Consider the following 20,390-nt stretch of genomic DNA (forward strand, 5'->3'; position numbering starts at 1 on the left):
CTTATGAAGAAAGGTACATAAAAAACCGTCTTTGCGAGCGTTAGCAAAGCAATCCAGTTCCTTACTTTGTTCAAGTTCCGATCTGGATTGCTTCACTTTGTTCGCAAAGACGACAAATTAGTTGTGTGGACCTTTAATGCAACAACACTTTCCCGCAAATGCGGAAATCAATCTAATGGTGTATATTGGCCTTTTCACTTTCACCTTCGCTTTCATCCTCATGCTCCTGTTCCTGATCGGATAATGAGCGCGGCTTAGGCTCAATTCCTACCAATTTCTCAACCGGCTTTTGTTCCAACCCTATCAGGCTCTGCATTTGCTTTTTGAATTTTGAGGAAACTTCATGGTCCAAATCCTGATGAAACAGATTCAACTCATGTTTTGACTGCGGGCTTGTTTGATGCCAGTCAGCATGAGCAACGTTATGAGTAACAGTAGAGGCTGAACTTGACGATGAGCTTGAAAATGAAAAGATATCGCCGGCAAGATTATTGTTATTATTGTTGTTATTACTACTATATTGCTGCGTTTCAGAAATCTCCTCTTCAAACTCGTCAGGATTAGACTCCCTGGAATGACTTAAACTGTCAGAGGACTGGTTCAAATGCTGGGTCAAATCATCAGACACGCGAATACTGGGGGAGAAATAATTCGTTGTTTCATCGGGCATGTAGGTGCTTCTGGGGTGGTATTTACTTTCAGTCTGTTTTTTATATGTAAAAATTGCTGTCTCATCCAGCATCTTACAAAACTGCGGCATATGTTCAGCAGGAACTCTGATGCCTTCGGCACTTAATTTATAAGTCTCGGCGAACGACGTATCCTGTAATCGGGATACGTATTTAGTGAATGCCTGATAGGCCTCGTTCCTGCGATTTTCAGGTTCACAGTGAAATAAAAATTCCCCGTCTTTTTGACCTAGTTTCCACTTGAGTGCGGGTTGTTTTGTGGGCATTATCCGTAAATGCGCTAACACGACCTTGCCATCACCCGATAAAATGGAGGTAGGATTACCAAGCTTGTTCAGATTATCCAGTACATCCACTTGTTCAGGAGTCATTAACATCTTTTGCTTGAAAATCTGAAACATCTTTCTATGAGCAGTGCTCGCCCGATCAGAAGCGTGTTCGACTTCGTGAACATATTGATCAAATAATACATTTTGATTGGATCTTGCGGAAAGTTCAGTTTTCACCTTGTCAGTAACTTTGTCAATCGTTTGGATGCGGGCGATGCGCAGCGCGAAATCCGGATTTTTTGCAGAATAAGCGAGAATCATTTCTTCAATTTTACGTTGTTCCTGCAAAGAAAACACTTTGCCGGCAGCATCCGGGTCCATGCGATAAAGATAAAACATTCCCATCATTTTTTCGCTCATGGGAGCATCATAAAAAGCTGAAATATTTTTAAATTTTTTATTGGCATCCGCAGGTTGAATAAAGGTAAAATCATCTTTCAAACTATTCAGTATTGGATTCTCTTCCCGGTAAGCATGGCCAAAATCAAAGCCAAAAAAATACTCTCCAACCCGTCCTTTATTTTGTCCCTGTGAACCCAGGACATCACGATCACCCTGGGCAAGAACCAGCGGTAAGGATTCACCCAAATCTTTAACACTATCATCTGCAAGAAAACGGCCATTAACTGTTTTGGGTTCTTTATTTTCAAATTGAACCAGATGCCCCTGGTATAAATCTTTCTTCACACTGCCGCGAAGTTTACCTTCAAATACCCTAAGTTCAGGTTCCCACTTACAGGCGGTCATTATTTTTGCTTTGCCGTTGGAATATTCGCCAAAAGCGAGCTCCTGCTCCTGAACATGCATGCCATAGGCTTTAGCCACTGAATTGGCAAAATACTCCAATACGGCATTGGTGTTTTCCACTTGAGGATCTGAAAGCCTGACTTTTTGGTATATTGCTGTGGCCGGCGCCTTCACTAAATCTGGCAAGGACTTAATCGCATTGGTTTTTTCCAGACGATCTTTTGGCGGCGACACTTTACCACTGGGCGTATCATTGTAATCCTGTTTGATTAACCATAAATCAAGCTTTTGCTGACTGGGATTGTTTACATTTCCAGTTTTACCCTCTTTTTCAATTAGCTGGCTAAAACTCAGAAGCTCTCCGTAGTGTACGTTAGCCGGTTCCGCAACCATATTGCTAATAGTCTCTCTTAGCTGATTCATTGGCATGCTGTTATCAAAAACAGCAGGCATCGCCTCACTGATTCTTTGTCGAAAAGCAGGATTGATTTTGACACCCAGAAATCCCGGCTCAACACCACCCGGCTTATCCCCAACATAAAAAAATTCGCCGAGCACAGTGCCTACGCGATAATGCCGATTTTCTCCGCGAGGAGGAATGATTGTTGGATCAATTTTTTCGTAACTCATAATCAACTTATCCTTAAGAAGTAGTAGCCGTCCAATTGATTATTTTTTGATTATTTATAGTAAATATTATACAATGCTCAGGCTGATTTTGTTTTAATTTTTTTATATAAGCTATTTAATCACTAGATAATATCGATTTCATCTGGTTTGATAAAGTTAAAATTAACTCCCCAGTTACGTCATCATGAGCGTAACGAAGGATCTCAAACGGCTTAAAGCTGAGCCAGATTCAGGAGATCCTTCACTGCGTTCAGGATGACGTTACCTGGGGAATTCCGTAAAAAATCCTGATTTGGGAGGGGCATGATGACAAAAGAAGTAAGGATAGAAAAAAGAAGAGATAATAGAAATATATTATCCAGAACGATTGGAAAGGTAATCCAGAAAGCCCAGGATTATTCCGCTGCTGTAACCAACACTTTCGTTTTGGCATTCAAATACAACGCAGGAAAAGATCTCTATGCCTTTCAGCATTTTCTCGAAGACAGGTACAGGGCGCTACCTAAAGATCAAACCAAAATTCTTGATGTTCCAGTGATTTCTCCCAGTATTTTTCCACCCAGACTCGTGCAGCGAGTGGTTGCGATTGGCAATCCCCGTGTTCTTTTGGAAATTGAGAAACTTCCCTGCGCTCAATCTTTTAAAAAATGGTATGAAGATAATCCTGAGAGACCAGCAATTAAACGAGGTCGAGCGTTTTCCTCTATTCTTGAGGCAATTGGCATGGGAATTCTGACTGAAGATCAGAAAATTCATGATGATTTTCTCGATCAAATGCACAGTTTGCAATTCAGTGGAGTTAAAGATCCCAAACACCCCAATCACCAATTTCAAACGAATTTTCTCGAGGTGATAAAAAAAGAAACCGGAGATTTAATTGAAACAATCAAGGCACGCTCTGTCAATAATGAACCGATTGAATTAGATTTTCTGGTTTTTTCCCTGAAGATTTTTCTCAAATCCTTTTATCCTAAATCGGACTGGAGCAATGAAAAATGGATTGATCAACTGGCCCGACAAATTGAACATGTGTCTCATGAGGCATTTAAAAATATTATGAATCCCTACGGGAATATTCAGTCACTGCGTGAGCTTGCTGCGAAGCATTTGGATCCCTTTATTGATAAAATTCTTGAAGATGAAGAACCCGCGTATCTTAACGCCGACTATGTAAAAAGAACCAGCCGGGATATCAAAAAGCAAATCATTATTGCCCTGCTCTTTGCCGGTGGAGATAATATCAGACGCCTTATCGAGCATGGTCTTGTTAAATTTGGGCAGGATGAAATTTATCAGAAATATTTTGCTAAAGGTGTAACGCTTTCCGATTTACAGACTTATGTGAAAGAGCTAGAACGCCTGTTGACTATTATTTACGCACAACCTGGTGAAGCCGAAGAAGATTTCGTTATTGAATTTGAGGGGGAAGAGTTCGCCGTTAAGCAGGGCGATCAATTGCATTATACAACCTGGATTGCGACCACTGATGAGAAAGAGTGGGGAGAGCATGCGCGAGAGTTTAACCCGGAAGCGAATAAAGACAAGCACAAAGAATTGCGTGCCGATCTGACATTTGGCGCCAATCGACGCCGCTGCCGGGGAAATATTGTCACTCATGAGATTATCTATGAGCTTTTCATGCGTATCTTAAATCAATTTGAAATTGAGAGCTTTGTCGACGGCCAAAAAGGCGTTCATCCGATGAAGAAAGACTTTAACAATGAAGTGGATGGGCCAGTTACCGTAAGATATACGCCAAAAGCCGCTCAGACACTCGAGGTTGAAAAAGAAAGCGTCAATCCAGAAGAGCTGCTTAAACCAGAAAAGGCCAGCAAAGTGAAAGACTGTTACAAAGGTCTAGCTGCAAATGGATTTATAAGCCAGCTAAATAAATCCGGGCTTCCGGAAGTTGTCGAAGCAATGGAGATCGCTTTTGACTCCGAAACTAAAGTTTTTCCAGCCTAGGCGTAAACGTGTCGCGGCCCCGCCGCTTCATCACTGCCCATTAAGTTAAGGAAATTCTGCAATTACATGTAGGTTGTGCCCTTGGCACAACCTTGCGTTCTGGAGTGGTTCAACCCCTTTGCGTGGGCCAGGCTCACATAGCGGTCAGGCTAAGAAGTAATGTTATCACCTCTCCACCGCGCGCAGCGTGGGGGAGTAGGGTAGGGTGAGGGGGTTAAAAAATTTATCACGTTAGTGATTCCATCTTGTTGTGGCAATTAATCATAACCACAGAAATATGATAATGAATCGCTACGCGATCTTGTTTATAAGCCCCCTCACCCTAACCCTCTCCCCCGCTGCGCGGTGGAGAGGGGATCAGATATTCTTAGCCTGGCGACTATGGGCCAAGGGCACAAACTACAATGATTCCTTAACTTAATGGCAGTGCGCCGCTTCATGAGCGGCAGACTTTGTTCTTACTATATATTGAGATCTATGTACTATATAACTTTCAAACCATTCATGTACGGCTGTAAAGCATCTGGAATATGAATATTTCCTTCCTGATCCTGGTAATTCTCCATAATAGCCACCAAAGTACGTCCCACTGCCAGACCTGAACCATTTAAAGTATGAACCAATTGCGTTTCCTGCGTTTCAGGATGGCGGTAACGAGCCTTCATTCGTCTGGCCTGAAATGCCTCCATGTTAGAACAGGAGGAAATTTCACGATAAGTATTCTGACTAGGCAGCCAAACTTCAAGATCATAGGTTTTAGCGGATCCCGCGCCCAAATCGCCTGTACATAAGCTGACAACGCGATAAGCAAGGCCAAGACGCTGCAAAATCACTTCCGCATGACTGGTGAGTTTTTCGAGCGTTGCATAGGAGTCTTCTGGCCTGGTTATCCACACCAGTTCTACTTTTTCAAATTGATGCTGTCTTATCATTCCCTTTGTATCTTTACCGTATGAACCTGCTTCACTGCGGAAACAAGGGGAATGGCAGGCATGCTGTATTGGCAGATCCTGATAAGGAATAATGCAATCCCTCACGGTGTTAGTGACGGGAATTTCTGCGGTTGAAGTGAGATAATAGTTTTGATCTCCAGTCAACTTGAATAAGTCATTTTCAAATTTAGGTAATTGCCCTGTTCCCAATAAGCTGTCTGCATTGACAATATAAGGCACATAAATCTCATTATAGCCATGCTCCTGAGTGTGAATATCCAGCATGAACTGAATCAGGGCACGATGCATACGAGCCAGTTTCTGCTTCATCACCACAAAGCGGCTGCCGGTTATTTTTACAGCCAGGGAAAAATCAAGCAAGCCTTTCGCCTCGCCCAGCTCATCATGTGATTTGACAGGAAAATCGAAGCGGGGAACTTCACCCCAACGCCGTACTTCCTTATTCTCTGTTTCATCTTTCCCTGCGGGCACTGTTTCATGTGGAATATTGGGAAGAGAAAGTAACAAAGCATCCAGTTGTCTGAGGACGGCTTCCAAGTCCTGCTTGTTGATTTCCAGCTGCTTTCCCAGTTCGTTCACCGCATCACGCATCGGTTCAATATCTTCTCCGCGTGATTTGGCAAGCCCGATCATTTTGGAACGTTGATTACGCTCGTTCTGTAAAGCCTGCGTGGCCACCTGCAAGGATTTTCGTTGTTCCTCCAGCTGCAGGAATTGTTCTGTATCAAATTGAAAACCGCGTGTTGCCAATTTCTCGGCAATCAAATGGGGATTTTCGCGCAACAACTGGATATCCAACATGAATTCACCTCAATTATCATCTACTAACGCCAGAACTAACCAATGGTTAATTCAGCATTCCATTGTAAAACTCGGCCCGACTCGATTTTGCCATCCAAAAATTTCAATACGCTATCGACAATGGCGGGTTCGTCCACAAACTCAAGGACCATCGGCAAATTAAAATGCATATCCATTAATTTGACCTCTCGCAGTTTACCTGTATGACCAAAGCCCTTCACGCCGCGAAAAATAGTGGCGCCCTTTACTTTCTGATCATGAAGATAGTTATAAATTTCATTCAGCCAGGGAGAATCCTCACTAAGATAAATACGCACTACTTTAACCTGCATCAATATATTCCTCCAAGCCAGCGTCCCAAATGCATACCAAGAAAAGCCAATCCTAAAGCCAAGAAATTATTCAATACCACATTCAAACAGGCGCTCCAATATTGGCTGTCCTGATAGAGCATCCAGGTTTCCCATGAAAAACTGGAAAAAGTGGTAAAGCCACCGAGAAAGCCTACCATAAAGAACAAGCGCCAGTAGTCGCTGACAGCAAATCGCTCCAACAGCAAAATCATTAAAAAGCCAGCCAGAAAGGAGCCGAAACTGTTAACAATTAATGTACCATAAGGAAAACGGGGGCCCCATAGTTTCAGAGCCAAAAGGCTGGTTCCCAAACGCGAAACAGCGCCTAATCCACCGCCTGCAGCAACCAATATGACTGACCACATATTTCACCTGATTATTAAGATCCATTTAAAGGACAGATTTTCAGTAAACTCTTAAAAATCTTGTCTCTGCTCAGGGACTCAACCCTCTCCCTAACCCTCTCCCAGCTTGGGAGAGGGGATCCTCTGTTAAAAGGAATCGCCTTAAAGTCCTCTCTCCCCAGGGGAGAGAGTTAGAGAGAGGGGGCTTTCTCTTAAGTTGACGCTTGCCCCCTATCTGACAATACCTCGCGATGATTCGTTCAAAGCATCAATCATTGGTATCACCTCAGGACAATCAACCTGCATTTGTTCCAACTCGGCTACCGCTTGCTGCACTGTTAATCCTTTACGGAAAATAATTTTATAGGCTCGCCGCAAACCATCAATCGCATTGGATGAAAAACCGCGCCGACGCAATCCGACCGTATTAATTCCACAAGCAGAGGTCGTATGTCCGGCAATCATCACATAAGGCAATACATCTTTGGTCACATAGGTAGCTCTTGCGATGAAGGCATAAGCACCGACCTGGCAGAACTGATGAACTGCTGCATAAGGACCAATTATGGCATAATCATGAACGGTTACATGGCCAGAAAGCGCTGCGTAATTGACCATAATAATCTGATTACCAATCATACAGTCATGGCCGATATGGGAATAGGCCATCAGGAAATTGCCATTGCCAATACGTGTGACACCGCCTCCTTTCACAGTTCCGCGGCTAATCATACAGTATTCGCGGATTACATTATCATCACCAATCTCCAGACGAGTCGGCTCTCCCTTGTAAGTAATATCCTGTGGCTCGTCACCTACGGAAGCAAACTGAAAAATTTTGTTGTTTTTTCCAATAGTAGTCGGTCCTTGAATTACCACATGAGGCCCAATCCATGTACCTTCGCCTATTTCAACATCGGCTCCAATAATACTGCCAGGACCTACAGAAACCCCACTCGCCAATTTGGCCGAGGGGTGAATAATTGCACCTTCATCTATCACTTTTTCACTTCCTTCGCTGCACTCATTAAATCAGCGGAGCAGGCCAGTTTGTCGCCGACAAATGCCTCGCCATGCATACGCCAAAAATCTCGTTTTTGCCCTACCAGTTTTACTTCCAAACGAAGCTGATCGCCCGGAGTCACTATCTGTTTAAACTTTGCGTTATCAATTCCGGCAAAAAAATAAATAAACTCATGTCCCTCTTTGGGACGCCGTGAAAGGTTGGATAAAATTGCGCTAGCCTGAGCTAAAGCTTCCAACATTAACACACCCGGCATGATAGGATTACCTGGGAAATGTCCCATAAAGAATGGTTCATTAATGGTAACGTTTTTAATTGCAATCAAATAATCCAAGGACTTATACTCATGCACTCTATCCACCAGGATAAACGGATACCGATGCGGTATAAGCTCAAGAATTTTTGGTATATCTATGGCCTCACTCATGTAATATCTCTCAATCTTTGATAATGCCTTCAATTGAAACGTTTTCGCCTAATCGACTGAAACGGGTTCAATCTTCTCTCAACCGATCTTTTTCTAATCTAATAAGCCGTAAGATATAATCGTCAAGACGTTTAAATCGTGCCGCATTACGCCGCCACCGATGATGCTCACTAACCATTGTGCCCGACGAATAAATTCCCGGCTTGCTTAATGACTTGTTCACCGTTGACATACCGGTTACTACCAGATCATCTCCCAAATGAAGATTAGCCGCTACGCTGCATGCCCCGCCAAGGATACAATGAGAACCAATTTGGGTAAATGCACCAATCACAGTGCCGGCAGCAATTGCAGTATGCCGGCCTATGGTAACATCATGTGCGATTTGAACCAAATTATCTATTTGCACTCCACTTCCAAGCCAGGTATCTCCAACGATCCCTCTGACGATGACAGTATTTGCTCCAATAGTAACCTCATCACTTATTACTATTGAGCCTGCTGCAGATAAAGCTGACCATCGTCCTTTGACTTTATAACCATGAAATGGCTCAGCTCCTATCACTGCACCACTATCGATCATGCAATGCGACCCAATAATGACGCCCTGCTCCAAACTTACATTATTCGCTATTCGAGTATTTTCACCAATGACTACATCGGAGGCAATGGAACAATTAGCACCAATATGGACATTTTGACCCAGTTTAACATTCTCAGCAATATGACTATTTGCCTCAATTGAAACTTGTTCACCAAGCGTGACGGAGGCATGTATTACCGCATGCGGATGAATTGCAGCCAAAGGGACTTCCTTTGACTGTGCCAATAAAGCGTTTATGGCTTGTGCAGCAGCCAAGGGATCAGAGACCGCAATAGTGCTGACAGGAGAATCGGATACATCACGTGATGCTAATAATACAGCGCCCGCCTGAGTATTTTTTAACATCTGCAAGGGCAGGTGGCGATCATAGTAAGCGAGTTCAGAGGAGTTAGCCCTGACAAGAGAGGAAAACCCCTGGATGGGCAAGTCGGGGTTACCACCAATTGCTCCATCCAGGTAATCAGCCAGAAAGGCTAAGGTATAAAAAGGTTTCACGAATCAGTTGATTTGCTTCAGAACCTGATCAGTGATATCCAGTTTGTCGATGCTAAATGGAGTCGCATCTTTTTGCAGAATCAAATCATACTTTTCATTTTCAGCCACTTTACTGATTGCTTTACGGATTTTACCGTATAACTCTTCCATAGCTTCATTATGAGCAGTACTTAATTCCTGCTGGTATTGCTGACCTTCCCTTTCAAAAGTTTGTTGCTGAGAAACGATTTTTTTCTCCATATCTTTTTTCTGGGTCTGGCTCATAACAGTGCTGTCGCGTTTAAACTTTTCCATGTCTTTTTTCAGACTTTCTTCCATAGCAACCAGCTTGTCACGTCTTGGCTTGAATTCTTTTTCCAGTTTTTGCTGAATGGCTTTCATCTGACTGGAAGTTTGCATGATTTTTTGCAAATCAACCACACCAATTTTTGACCAGTCGGCAAACGCGTTAGTCATACCCAAGCTAAACAACAATGCAATAAATAACCCGCTTACACGCTTCATGTTTTTCTCCTGATTTCAAAGCCACAAATGCTAGCACAAATTCATAACACTTGCGATAAAGGGAATCAATATCTCTGATAAAAAATTTAAGCCTGTTGAGGGTATAGCCAATCTAAAAACAAGGGACCCTGAGGACAAACCGCCGGGCAGAGGGAGCACCGCCATTAAGTTAGCTCAGTTGTATATTAACTTGTCTTCCCCGCGAAGGCGGGGATCCATCTATAAGCTAGCTATAATGCCAGTTGAGGAATGGATTCCCGGCTTCGTGGGAAGGACATAATTCCTTAACTTAATGGCAGTGGACCTAGGGGAGATAAGCAGATACCGCGCATAAAGCGCGGTACGCCGACGAAAGGTTAAAATCCGGAGGTTAGTGAGAACTGGAAGAACTGCTGTTCGTCACCAGGCTGCATATTCAAGGGTTTCGCAATGCTAAAGGCTAATGGTCCAAAAGGTGAACGCCATTCTACAGAAAGACCTGCTGAATAACGCATTGGACCATCCCCCCAGCCAGCCAGCGCTAGTGGGGTTCCACGAACAAACACATTACCGGCATCAACAAAAGCCATTGTCCGGATATTGTCGCGGCTTAAAGGATAGGGCAAGGCAATACCAGCACTGCCATTGACCAGGAAGTTCGCTCCCATAGAATTACCGACGCTGTCTCTGGGCCCTAAAGTATAGGTTTGATAACCGCGTACCTGTCCAGGCTGGGCAATACCCCCTGCGTAATAGTTTTCAAAAAACGGTAGACCCTGATTGTTAAAGCCATTTCCATACGCAATATTTCCCAGGAGTGAGAAAATAAAGCCATGTGTTAAAGGGTAATACCAATGTGCCGAGTAAGAGGTTTTGTAATAGTTAAGAGAATCTGAAGTCGCAGGCAAAGCAAACAGCAAGCTGGCCTGTTGATTCATCCCTCGCGTGGGATAGGGCATCTGATCATAGGTATTACGGCTCCAGCCCGAAGTCAGGCGAATCTCATTGAAGCTTCGTCCGTAGATATTGACAAAGTTCTGGATCTGCTGAGAAGTACCCACCGATTTAATAAATAAATTCTGGAAACCATAGCCAAACTGCACACTGCTGTTTTCACTCAGCAGCACATTATAGTTGATATCTCCTCCTACACGATCTGAGGTGTAGGCACTAATATCGAGTTTGCCGGGGTCAACTGTCTGATAGTAAATATTAACTCCACGGCCGACACCGGTATTGGTATAGAATGGGTTGTAGTAGCTCAGGTTATAATCCTGGCCGTAATAACTTGCATTAAATGAAAAACCTACTGAACGCCCAGTTCCCATAAAGTTATGCTGATTCACCGAGGCATTAAATTGCGGGCCATTAGTACCATAACCCAGGGAAGCAGTCGCCTCAGCTGAAGGAGCCTCCTCCATCTGAACATCCAGATCGACCTGATTGTTAGTACCCGGGACAGGATTGGTTTTGATATTGATATCTTTTAAATAACTTAATAATCTCAGCTGCCGCTCAGACTCTTTAATATTATGTAAAGAAAGCAAGCCGCCTTCATTCTGACGAATCATGCTTCTTAATACGTAATCACCGGTTTTGGTATTACCATGAAAATTAATCCGGCGAACGTATACATGACGGCCAGGCTCAATCACAAAGGTAATAAAGACCGTTTTGTCATTTTCATCAATTCGCGGCTCGGCATTGATTGCCGGAAACCCATAGCCAATATCTCCCAGTGCGAGACCAATGGCCGAAATGCTTTCGGTTACTTTTTTTCTTGAAAATACATCGCCCTGCTTTACCTGAACCAAAGCATCAATTTTCTCTTTCGGCAATATGGTTTTACCAGCCAAAGCATAGCCCGCGAAGCGGTATTGAGGACCTTCTTCAACGTGAATATTAATGTATACATCTTTTTTATCAGGCGAGAGCAATACCTGGGAAGAGACCACATTAAATTTGAGATATCCTCTATCCAGATAAAAGGAGCGAATAGATTCAAGAGAGGCATCCATCGCAGCCTTTGAGTACTGATCTTTTTTACTAAAGTAAGTAAAGAGATTGCTGGTGGACAGCGACATTTCAGACAGTAATTCGTTATCCGAAAAGTCATGATTGCCAATAAAGCGAATTTCTTTAATCCGGGATACCCGTCCTTCAGAAACCGTCACGTTGATGGCCACCCGGTTTTCAGTCAGCTGGGTAACCTGGGATTCGATGCGGGCATTATATCTGCCGCGGCCGTTGTAAGCCTGTTTTAATTCTTTTTCCAATCGCTCTAGTGAAGAACGTTGAAATACTCTACCCTTAGCCAATCCCATTTGCTTAAGCAGTTCTTTCATTTTATCGCTGGGAATCTCGGAATTACCAGTAACGGTAATCGAACCGATAGTGGCACGCTCAACGACATTAACAATCAGGGTATTTCCCTGACGTTCCAGTGATACCGATTGAAAGAACCCGGTATCGTATAAAGCGCGAATAATTTCTCCAGTAGAAGAAGCATCCACTTCTTCACCCACCTGTACTGGTAAATAATTGAGTACTGTACCCACACTCACTCGTTGTAAACCAACAACCTTAATATCTCTTACGATAAATCCACCGGCCGCATGTAGTTGTATCGAAAGCGTAAGCATCGCGGAACAACAAACACCTAATACTAATTTTTTACTGACTTTATTCATTATTATTCTACGTCCAGTACTGCTTAAAATTTTGCCGACCAATCTTTTTTTATCGGCAGGCTTGGAGAAAAACAATTGCACCCTTTTATCGGAACTGATCTATCCTGTCAAGGATTGCTTGTTATCCGCAGGAGCTACAACTAATATGATCTTGTCATAAACAGGGGGCTATTTTAACCTGTAAGGCGGGAGAGATCATTAGTTAACGCTAAAAACATTAATGTTACCAAAAAGGCTAAACCGATATATAAACCAATTGTTCTAAATTCATCGGACAAGGGTTTTCGTCTAATCAGTTCGATCAAATAAAACAGCAAATGTCCGCCATCGAGCATAGGAACTGGCAAAAGATTCAATACTCCAAGGCTTATACTGACCAATGCCAGGAAAGAAAGGTAATAGGCAAGGCCGCTTCGACCCGACTCACCTGCCCCCTGGGCAATGCCTACAGGACCGCTTAAAGTATCTAATCCCAGCTGTCCGGTTACAAAGCGCCCGATTAGCGAAAAAGTCGCCCCAGTAAGTTCGACCGTTTGCTTCATGGCAATTTTAAGAGCAGGAAGAGGAGCCTCTCTTTGTAGACGCAGCCATTGATTTGGCCAATTTACTTTTTCCGATTTAACTCCTAAAAATCCTGAAACTTGCCCATCGGTTTCTTTTGCACCAATTGTCACAGGAATTTCCAGTAATTTTCCATTTCTAAGTACGGATAAATGTATTACCTGATTAGGATGTTCTTTTACAAATTCTACTAGGAACAACCAGTCGCTCAATTTCTGCTTATCCATCATTTCGATGCGATCCCCTACCTGAAGACCGGCCTGATCGGCAGGCGACCCGCTCATCACCTCGCCCACTACCGGTGGTATCGAGGGTATAAAAGGCACAATACCAAGACTGCCTAAGAGATCGGGTTTCCTGGGATTGATTTCCCAGTTTTTGAGAGAGAGCCAGAGTGTTTTATGTTCGCCATTGACCATTGACTTTACAGTCAGGGATACTTTCTCATCACTTCCAACCAAAGGCATGAACGCATACTGAAAATCTCGCCAGCTGCTGATTTTTCGATCTTCCATAGCCACAATTTCTTGTTTTGCAGTCAAACCGGCATAAGCAGCAGGAGTTCCCGGTTTAATTTCATCAATCATCGGAGCAAGCGATTTAATTCCGATGATTAGAACAAGCCACAAGCAGACAAATGCGAATAGTAAATTAAAAGCCGGGCCGGCAACGACAATAGCAATACGCTGCCAAACCGGCTTGTTATTAAACGCCAGATGTTTTTCATCGGGAGACACCTCTCCTTCACTTTCATCGAGCATTTTGACATAGCCCCCCAGAGGAAGGAGCGACCAGGCGTATTCCGTACCCTTTCGATCATGCCATCTGGCAATCACTTTTCCAAAACCGAAGGAAAAACGCAGTACTTTGACCCCACACAAACGGGCAACCCAGAAGTGACCAAATTCGTGAATGGTTATCAGCAGAAAAAGAGCAAGAAAAAAATAAAGCAGCGTTAATATCATGGCATTATCCAGACATCCAGAACCAACCGTAAAAAAATGGCGCTGCGGCAATCATACTGTCCAGGCGATCTAAAATACCGCCATGTCCTGGAATTAAGTGGCCAGTATCCTTAATCTGTACACGTCTTTTAAACATACTGATAATCAAATCGCCAACCAGCGAAATCAGAATAACGGACAGTGCCATAAGAAACCACCTGGTTACACTGTCTGGTTTAAAATAAGAATAACCTGCTACTGCAACAGCCAGAGCCAAACCCAATCCTCCGCAGAGCCCCTCGTAGGATTTACCGGGACTTACTGCAGGAATTAACTTATGTCGTCCCCATTGCTTTCCAGCCATGTATGCGCCGATATCCGCCCCCCAGATCAGCAGGAGAAGATAAACAACCAGTGCTTTTCCCTGAGGAAGAGCAAACACATTAATCATGCTTTGGCCAAACAAAGGTAATAATAGTATAGCTGAAAATGCGATAATGCCCGGCTTTCCCCAATAAGCCTGCGAGCGAGGAAATCCGACTAAGGCAGCGATAACCAGCAGCCAGACCAATAACCCGGGAATAAGCCAGATTTCATAAAAAAAATAACATAAAATGGAAGCAACAATTAAACTGGCCATAAATACCAGTTTCAAAGGAAACCTGGTAATTGGTACCAGTTGCAGCCATTCAAATCCACAGGCCAGTACCAGCAAGAAGATAACGGCAGCAAAAAACCAGTAATTCGCGTAATACATGCCCAGTAAAACCAGAGGAGCCATTACCAGTATGGTTAATAAACGCTGTATAAACATTTAGACGCTCCCTCTGATTTGTTCTGAGGTTTTACCGTAGCGTCTTTGCCTTTGGCTAAAGCTCTCAATTGCTTTTTCAAATTCGACACTGGAAAATTCGGGCCAGGAAACAGGTGCAAAATAAAGCTCGGTGTAGGCTATCTGCCAAAGAAAAAAATTACTGATTCGATGCTCGCCGCTGGTTCTTATGAATAAATCAGGATCAGGAATTTTGCTGGTATTCAGATAGTCGGCAACCAGAACTTCATTAATGGCTTCCAGGTTAATTTTTCCACAGGAAACATCTTTTGCTATCGATTGTACTGCCTGAACAACATCCCAGCGCCCACCATAATTAACAGCGATATTAAGCAGCAATTTGCTATTGTTTGCGGTTAGCTCTTCCGCTTTTTTCATCTCCTCGCATAAAGCGTCAGACAAATATCCCCTGTCACCTAAAAAATTGAGGCGAATCCCGTTCTGGTGCAATTCATTCACCTCTTTATTCAGAGCATTCATAAATAATTGCATCAGAAACTCAATCTCTGGCTCTGGACGTGACCAGTTCTCACTGCTAAAGGCAAACAGACTTAAAACCGAAACCCCCTTTTCAAGGCAGCATTTAATTACTGTTTTTACACTATCTACTCCAGCACGATGCCCTTCAATCCGATGCATGCCGCGTTGCTGTGCCCATCGCCCATTGCCGTCCATTACGATAGCTATATGTTGAGGTACCTTACTATTCAAGCTTACACACCTTAATATCGCAGAAACAAGAATTACAATGGCCGATAGTCTAACTGCTTTATTAAAAAATATTAAGCCCTTTGGTGAATAGGATGATTATTGATGGGGCTGTATGAATTAAAAGCACGCCTGCTGATTGAAGGAGAGAAGAGAGTGTTCATCAACTGTGTCATGTCACGTCATCTCGAACGCAGTGAGAGATCTCCCAAATCTTGATTTGTGCCAGCATTCGGAGATCTCTCACTGCGTTCGAGATGACGGCGTGCTATATCTATTTCTTTTACAAGCCTTGCTTTAGCAAGCGAATCCGATATAGATATAACTGCTCTTTCCACAGAAAAAGTTCAATGCGTATCTCCGGCAAATCAAAAAATTGTAGCTCGATTTCTTGTCGACTATCAAAATAATGTGGCCCACTATGCGGATTCTGACTGGCTACCAACGGATCCGATAATAGGCAAAAGCGAACTTGAATGTGTTCAATATGGTAAGGATAAGGCAGATATCAATTACAGATGCGTTATGAAAAAATTACCGTTATCTTGGACACTTGTAGTCATACCTTATGAAAAACTGAGTAGTTTTCATTCTACCTATTCGTCTAGTTATTGCCCATGGTAATGTAAAACAACCACTTATTATTGCTTTAATCTTCCCCAGTAACTGTAATGAAACTCAAAACAAATAGGATCACTCTGGTCCAGCTAAAATATGCTGCGAGCACTGAAAATGAAGTTGAGGTAAACGCTGGTAAAATTCAGCGTCCTTTAATAAACTGACCAGCAGAAAAATAAAGGAGTTCATAATGAATAAAACAATCGCCGTCCTTCTGGGCACAGGTCTTGGTCTGACGTCAACAGTATCGCTTGCCGATGCCTTCCAGACTACTTCATTGCCTCAGGGTTATAAAAACACTTTGGTTGCTGATACATCAACACCCAGCAGCGACAGCAGTACGCAAACTCAAACCGATGATGGAAAAGACGATAAAAAAGGCGAAGGAAAATGCGCTGCCGGCAAATGCGGAGCAGGTAAATGCGGTTCTTCTAACTAATTAATGCTGAAGATTTATGGTAAGCGTTTCAAAACCAATAGCTGGTACGGGGCTTGGATTACGGACCGGTTTTTTAAAGGAATTGATTAATAACTCAGATATCGCCTTTGATTTCCTCGAACTGGCCCCCGAAAACTGGCTGGGAATTGGCGGATGGCGTGCCCGTGCACTAAGCACAATCCGCGAACGATTTCCGCTTAGCGCACATGGTTTAGGACTGTCTATTGGCGGCATCAATCCTGTCGATACTCAGTTCCTGGATCAGCTGATGCTGTTTTTTAAACAGTATGACATTAAGCAATATACCGAACACCTGAGTTATTGCAGTGATGAGCAAGGTTATCTTTATGAGCTATTGCCATTGCCTTTTACCGAGGAAGCAGTAAAACATGTGAGTGCCAGAATTCGCTTTGTCCAGGATTATCTGGGAATGCGCATTGCCTTTGAGAATTCAAGCTATTACTACTGCCCTGCTCGAGAGATGTCAGAAATAGACTTCATTAACGCGGTGCTTGCAGAAGCAGATTGCGACCTCTTGCTGGATATCAACAATCTTTATGTGAATAGCATCAACCATCAATATCAGGCAAAAGAGTTCATCACCGCGCTGCCCGCGCATAAAATTCAGCTTGTTCATGTGGCAGGTCATGAGCAGATTAATGTTGGTTCAAAACTGGATACACACGGCAGCCCGGTTTGCACGCAGGTCTGGGAGCTTTTAGAGTTCCTGTATCAGCAGAAAGGCCTTATACCCACCTTGCTGGAACGCGATCAAAATATTCCTGAGTGGTCTGAATTGATGCGTGAAACGAGAGCAATCCAGCAATTGCAGAGCAATATATGAGCAATTCAATAAAAATCCTGCAAACGACATTTACCAGCTCTCTGCGCCATTCAGAAGAATCAGCCGACACTTCGAGAATAAATCTCTACCAGAACCTTGTATTTTCAAGCTTTAATGATTTGATTAAACCCTGTTTTCCTGTATTAAAATCCATTATTTCAGCTTCACTTTGGGAAGAGCTAATTCGCGATTTCATCCGAAACCACCCCGTTTCTACCCCTTTGTTTTATCAAATTCCAGGCGAATTTGTACGCTTTCTTCAGGAAAGCGCAAATCTCTCCAAGCACCCTCCTTTTCTGGCTGATTTAGCGCATTATGAATGGATGGAGTTAGTGATTGAACTGGCTATGGACGAATCAGAACAAGTGCCTGCTACGGCAGTCGCCCCTTTGACCGGTGTTTTTCGATTCAGCACGACCGCAGCCATGCACCATTACCACTACCCGGTTGAACAAATCAGCGAAAATTATTTACCACAGCAACCAGAGGACTCTTTTCTGATTATCTGGAGAGACGCCAATGACAAAGTAGGATTTATGAAAATCACCGCCTTTGTTTATCACCTGCTAAATTATATGACAGAGAATAAAACATCAGCCTGCAGCACGCTTGATCTGGAAAATCACCCGCAAAGAGAAGAGCTGGCTTCTCTTTGCGAAAAACTGTTAAACGAACTGAGAGACAAAAATATTTTGCTTCCAGCCCGTTAATCACTTAAAACGCAAGCCCCTTTGCCATCGGCACTCCATTGAGTGCTTATCGTGTAAACGCTGCTGCAATCCGCGTTTTTACAAATCATTGTTGCTGGTATCACCTGGCAGGCACCCGCCCAGCCATTGTTATTAAATGCAATGGATAACGCTTTTTCTCCCGCGGGAAGATTAGCGGTGCCTGTGCGTCCATTGACGGTTGCAGCCGCTATCCAGTTTCCCTGGGAAGCATCTAAATTGTAACTTAGACTTAATTGAGTAATCTGCCCTAGGTTACCTGCATTAAAATTAACGGTTACCGCCTGCGGCAAGCCATCTTCCTGAGCTCCACCTGAAATGTCGACTTTTTCAGGGATATCGTAATTCTCACCCAATAATTTGCCGCCATACTGAAATGGATTGTAATTAAAATAGTTCATAATCACCCAGGCATTGGATGTGGTGCTTGGTAAGGTATTGGCATTCCAGCCGAAAGGAATGGCGAAACGCTTACTGGCATATAGATAGGCCTGGCCCGATCCACTATCGAGACTTACGAAATTATCTTTGGGGGTTGCACCGTCAAAACCTGCTGCCAGATACTGATCGTTTCGCAAATGCTTAATTCCCTGCTGCATGCTGGTCAGATCGGCCTGCAACTGGCTTATGTCTTCACCCTTTTGAGAATAATAATCAATAAGCGACTGAACCATATTAATAGCGCCTGCAGTCCATTCGGTCGACATAATATTTTCAGGATTATCCCCGGAATTATTATGAAGGGTATAACCGACTCCCCAGAGCTCGCCTTGCTGGTAATACCCCCCCTGCTCTCTGATTTTATTCCATACAGCCTTGGATGTTCCATCACCAAACCATTTGTCGACGGTTTCTGGCCCCAGGGAAGCAATTCCCCAGGTGTTTATATCAATAGCCATCGCCGCTGCTGAATCAGAAGTATCGGGTTGCCAGTCAGAAAGGGAAGAAGGAATGGGTGCTGTGCCATGCGTATAAAAAATACCGTGCTTTTGATCATAGGCCCCATTATAAATGAAGCTTAATAAACCCAGCGTTTTATAGCCATTCACAGTGGTTCCGCCATTAAGCATGACATCAACCTGCTGCAAGGCCTCGGTCACTTGCGGAGTTTGCTCACTGTTTTGCAGAACTTTCTTTAAAATCTGCAGGCCGCCAAGCGCTGAAAAATTATTTTCAACTGAAATTTCCCCTTGCGCTATCGGCCCCTGGTTTCCTTGTGAGCCGCCCGGCGCATAGTAAAATGCACCAATCCCGGCCTGCATCGCAGAAAAAGCGCTTAGACTATTCATTGCATTGATTAAAGCGGGAGAATTGGCAGCTACTTTGCCATCATTGAGAAGTAATTCTGCCTGTAAAGGACCTATTAACTGGGCCCAGGCGTTTTCCCCAGTAATGGGTTTCCAATCAGACCAGGTGGATACATATTCGAAAAACTGAGCTGGATGGTTATCGGGATCGTTTTGGGCCAATTCGTCTGGATCATAATCCCAGCTAAGTTCTTTTTGATACCGCCCTTTATAGAAGGGATCTTTGTTATGGAAATCAGTAGCAATCATACGAAAACTGAAGGCTTTACTGGCATCGCTTATTGAACTCTGATAGCCATATTTGAATTGCTTGTCGGTGGCGCGGTTATCCTTGTTCATAATCGCCTGTAACTGGTTGCCAATCAATGTTTTCGCTTGTTCAGCCTCCAGATAATGATTTTTGGCGGCCAATGCCAGTGCAATTTGCCAGGTAGCCGCATCATAGATGTCAGCGCCATACTTCATATCGGTTCGTTCAAGCTGGGCTTGTGCCTGGGCCATGTCAAGGTCACCGCCTTGCTGAGGGGGAAGACCGCGCCCGAGAATAGCGTAGGGATCATTGTATAAACTGTCCACAACACTGCAGGTATCCGCAGGCTTGCAGATATAATCACCAAAATATTTGTCAATATCTTCCTGGTTGCCGGTATAGTAGCTCAGAGGAACCGATTGGCCGTCCTTGCTGCTTATCAGAAGATCTTTGGAAACCAGAAAGCTGACCAGCTCGCTGATGTCCTTATTCTGTGCATCCTCTGCAAATAGTGCTCCTGGATTACAAATAAGACTGCTGATCGCCAGGACCAGGGGAAGTTTTCTCATCAGTTTCGCTCCGGCTAGAATGTCAGGCCGGATTATAAAATCACGATGAGGACCGT

At 43.7% G+C, this 20,390-nt stretch carries 17 protein-coding genes; 4 read left to right on the forward strand and 13 right to left on the reverse strand.

Annotated features, from left to right (window positions below):
• Positions 1-172: 172 nt before the first annotated feature.
• Positions 173-2,395: a hypothetical protein gene (locus E1O89_RS07930; protein WP_133139705.1), complete on the reverse strand. Its 2,223-nt coding sequence runs from the start codon at positions 2,393-2,395 to the stop codon at positions 173-175.
• A 303-nt stretch (positions 2,396-2,698) separates the two neighbouring features.
• Here E1O89_RS07930 and E1O89_RS07935 point away from each other — a divergent pair, with 303 nt between their 5' ends.
• Positions 2,699-4,360: a cytochrome P450 gene (locus E1O89_RS07935; protein ID WP_133139706.1), complete on the forward strand. Its 1,662-nt coding sequence runs from the start codon at positions 2,699-2,701 to the stop codon at positions 4,358-4,360.
• A gap of 482 nt (positions 4,361-4,842) precedes the next feature.
• On the opposite strand, the gene serS is transcribed toward E1O89_RS07935, so the two are convergent.
• The 11 genes from serS to E1O89_RS07990 all read right to left on the reverse strand — a co-directional run bounded on the left by serS (position 4,843) and on the right by E1O89_RS07990 (position 15,582).
• Positions 4,843-6,114, reverse strand: a complete 1,272-nt coding sequence (serS, locus tag E1O89_RS07940) for a serine--tRNA ligase (RefSeq protein ID WP_133139707.1) — start codon at positions 6,112-6,114, stop codon at positions 4,843-4,845.
• Between the two features lie 35 nt (positions 6,115-6,149).
• The gene (locus tag E1O89_RS07945; protein WP_133139708.1) at positions 6,150-6,446 is read right to left on the reverse strand and encodes a DUF190 domain-containing protein; all 297 of its coding nucleotides are present in this window, start codon (positions 6,444-6,446) and stop codon (positions 6,150-6,152) included.
• Complete coding sequence (crcB, locus tag E1O89_RS07950; protein WP_133139709.1) at positions 6,446-6,832, reverse strand: fluoride efflux transporter CrcB; 387 nt, start codon at positions 6,830-6,832, stop codon at positions 6,446-6,448. The genes E1O89_RS07945 and crcB overlap by 1 nt, the downstream gene beginning before the upstream one ends.
• Before the next feature lie 210 nt (positions 6,833-7,042).
• Positions 7,043-7,813, reverse strand: a complete 771-nt coding sequence (gene lpxA, locus E1O89_RS07955) for an acyl-ACP--UDP-N-acetylglucosamine O-acyltransferase (RefSeq protein WP_058508171.1) — start codon at positions 7,811-7,813, stop codon at positions 7,043-7,045.
• Complete coding sequence (gene fabZ / locus E1O89_RS07960; RefSeq protein WP_058508172.1) at positions 7,810-8,262, reverse strand: 3-hydroxyacyl-ACP dehydratase FabZ; 453 nt, start codon at positions 8,260-8,262, stop codon at positions 7,810-7,812. The genes lpxA and fabZ overlap by 4 nt, the downstream gene beginning before the upstream one ends.
• Before the next feature lie 67 nt (positions 8,263-8,329).
• Complete coding sequence (gene lpxD / locus E1O89_RS07965) at positions 8,330-9,361, reverse strand: UDP-3-O-(3-hydroxymyristoyl)glucosamine N-acyltransferase (protein WP_133139710.1); 1,032 nt, start codon at positions 9,359-9,361, stop codon at positions 8,330-8,332.
• A 3-nt stretch (positions 9,362-9,364) separates the two neighbouring features.
• Complete coding sequence (locus tag E1O89_RS07970; RefSeq protein ID WP_058508174.1) at positions 9,365-9,865, reverse strand: OmpH family outer membrane protein; 501 nt, start codon at positions 9,863-9,865, stop codon at positions 9,365-9,367.
• A 356-nt stretch (positions 9,866-10,221) separates the two neighbouring features.
• Positions 10,222-12,534 carry an outer membrane protein assembly factor BamA gene (bamA, locus tag E1O89_RS07975; RefSeq protein WP_165483104.1) on the reverse strand — a complete coding sequence of 771 codons (2,313 nt, stop codon included), beginning with the start codon at positions 12,532-12,534 and terminating at the stop codon, positions 10,222-10,224.
• Between the two features lie 173 nt (positions 12,535-12,707).
• Positions 12,708-14,060: an RIP metalloprotease RseP gene (gene rseP / locus E1O89_RS07980; RefSeq protein ID WP_133139711.1), complete on the reverse strand. Its 1,353-nt coding sequence runs from the start codon at positions 14,058-14,060 to the stop codon at positions 12,708-12,710.
• Positions 14,061-14,064: 4 nt separating this feature from the next.
• The gene (locus tag E1O89_RS07985) at positions 14,065-14,853 is read right to left on the reverse strand and encodes a phosphatidate cytidylyltransferase (protein WP_133139712.1); all 789 of its coding nucleotides are present in this window, start codon (positions 14,851-14,853) and stop codon (positions 14,065-14,067) included.
• Positions 14,854-15,582 (reverse strand): isoprenyl transferase, encoded by a 729-nt coding sequence (locus tag E1O89_RS07990; RefSeq protein WP_133139713.1) that lies wholly within the window; start codon positions 15,580-15,582, stop codon positions 14,854-14,856.
• Positions 15,583-16,387: 805 nt separating this feature from the next.
• Between E1O89_RS07990 and E1O89_RS07995 the strand changes: the two genes are divergently transcribed.
• The 3 genes from E1O89_RS07995 to E1O89_RS08005 are packed head-to-tail and all read left to right on the forward strand — an operon-like array spanning position 16,388 to position 18,190.
• Positions 16,388-16,636, forward strand: coding sequence for a hypothetical protein (locus tag E1O89_RS07995; RefSeq protein ID WP_133139714.1), 249 nt, complete (start codon positions 16,388-16,390; stop codon positions 16,634-16,636).
• Positions 16,637-16,652: 16 nt separating this feature from the next.
• Positions 16,653-17,480, forward strand: coding sequence for a DUF692 domain-containing protein (locus tag E1O89_RS08000; protein ID WP_133139715.1), 828 nt, complete (start codon positions 16,653-16,655; stop codon positions 17,478-17,480).
• Positions 17,477-18,190: a DUF2063 domain-containing protein gene (locus E1O89_RS08005; protein WP_133139716.1), complete on the forward strand. Its 714-nt coding sequence runs from the start codon at positions 17,477-17,479 to the stop codon at positions 18,188-18,190. The genes E1O89_RS08000 and E1O89_RS08005 overlap by 4 nt, the downstream gene beginning before the upstream one ends.
• Here E1O89_RS08005 and E1O89_RS08010 read toward each other — a convergent pair.
• A complete protein-coding gene (locus E1O89_RS08010; protein ID WP_133139717.1) occupies positions 18,187-20,334 on the reverse strand; it encodes a hypothetical protein in 2,148 nt (715 codons plus the stop codon). The two genes, E1O89_RS08005 and E1O89_RS08010, sit on opposite strands and share 4 nt — an antisense overlap.
• Positions 20,335-20,390 lie beyond the last annotated feature (56 nt).

Source organism: Legionella genomosp. 1 (assembly GCF_900640215.1).
Classification (GTDB): Bacteria; Pseudomonadota; Gammaproteobacteria; order Legionellales; family Legionellaceae; genus Legionella_C; species Legionella_C quinlivanii_A.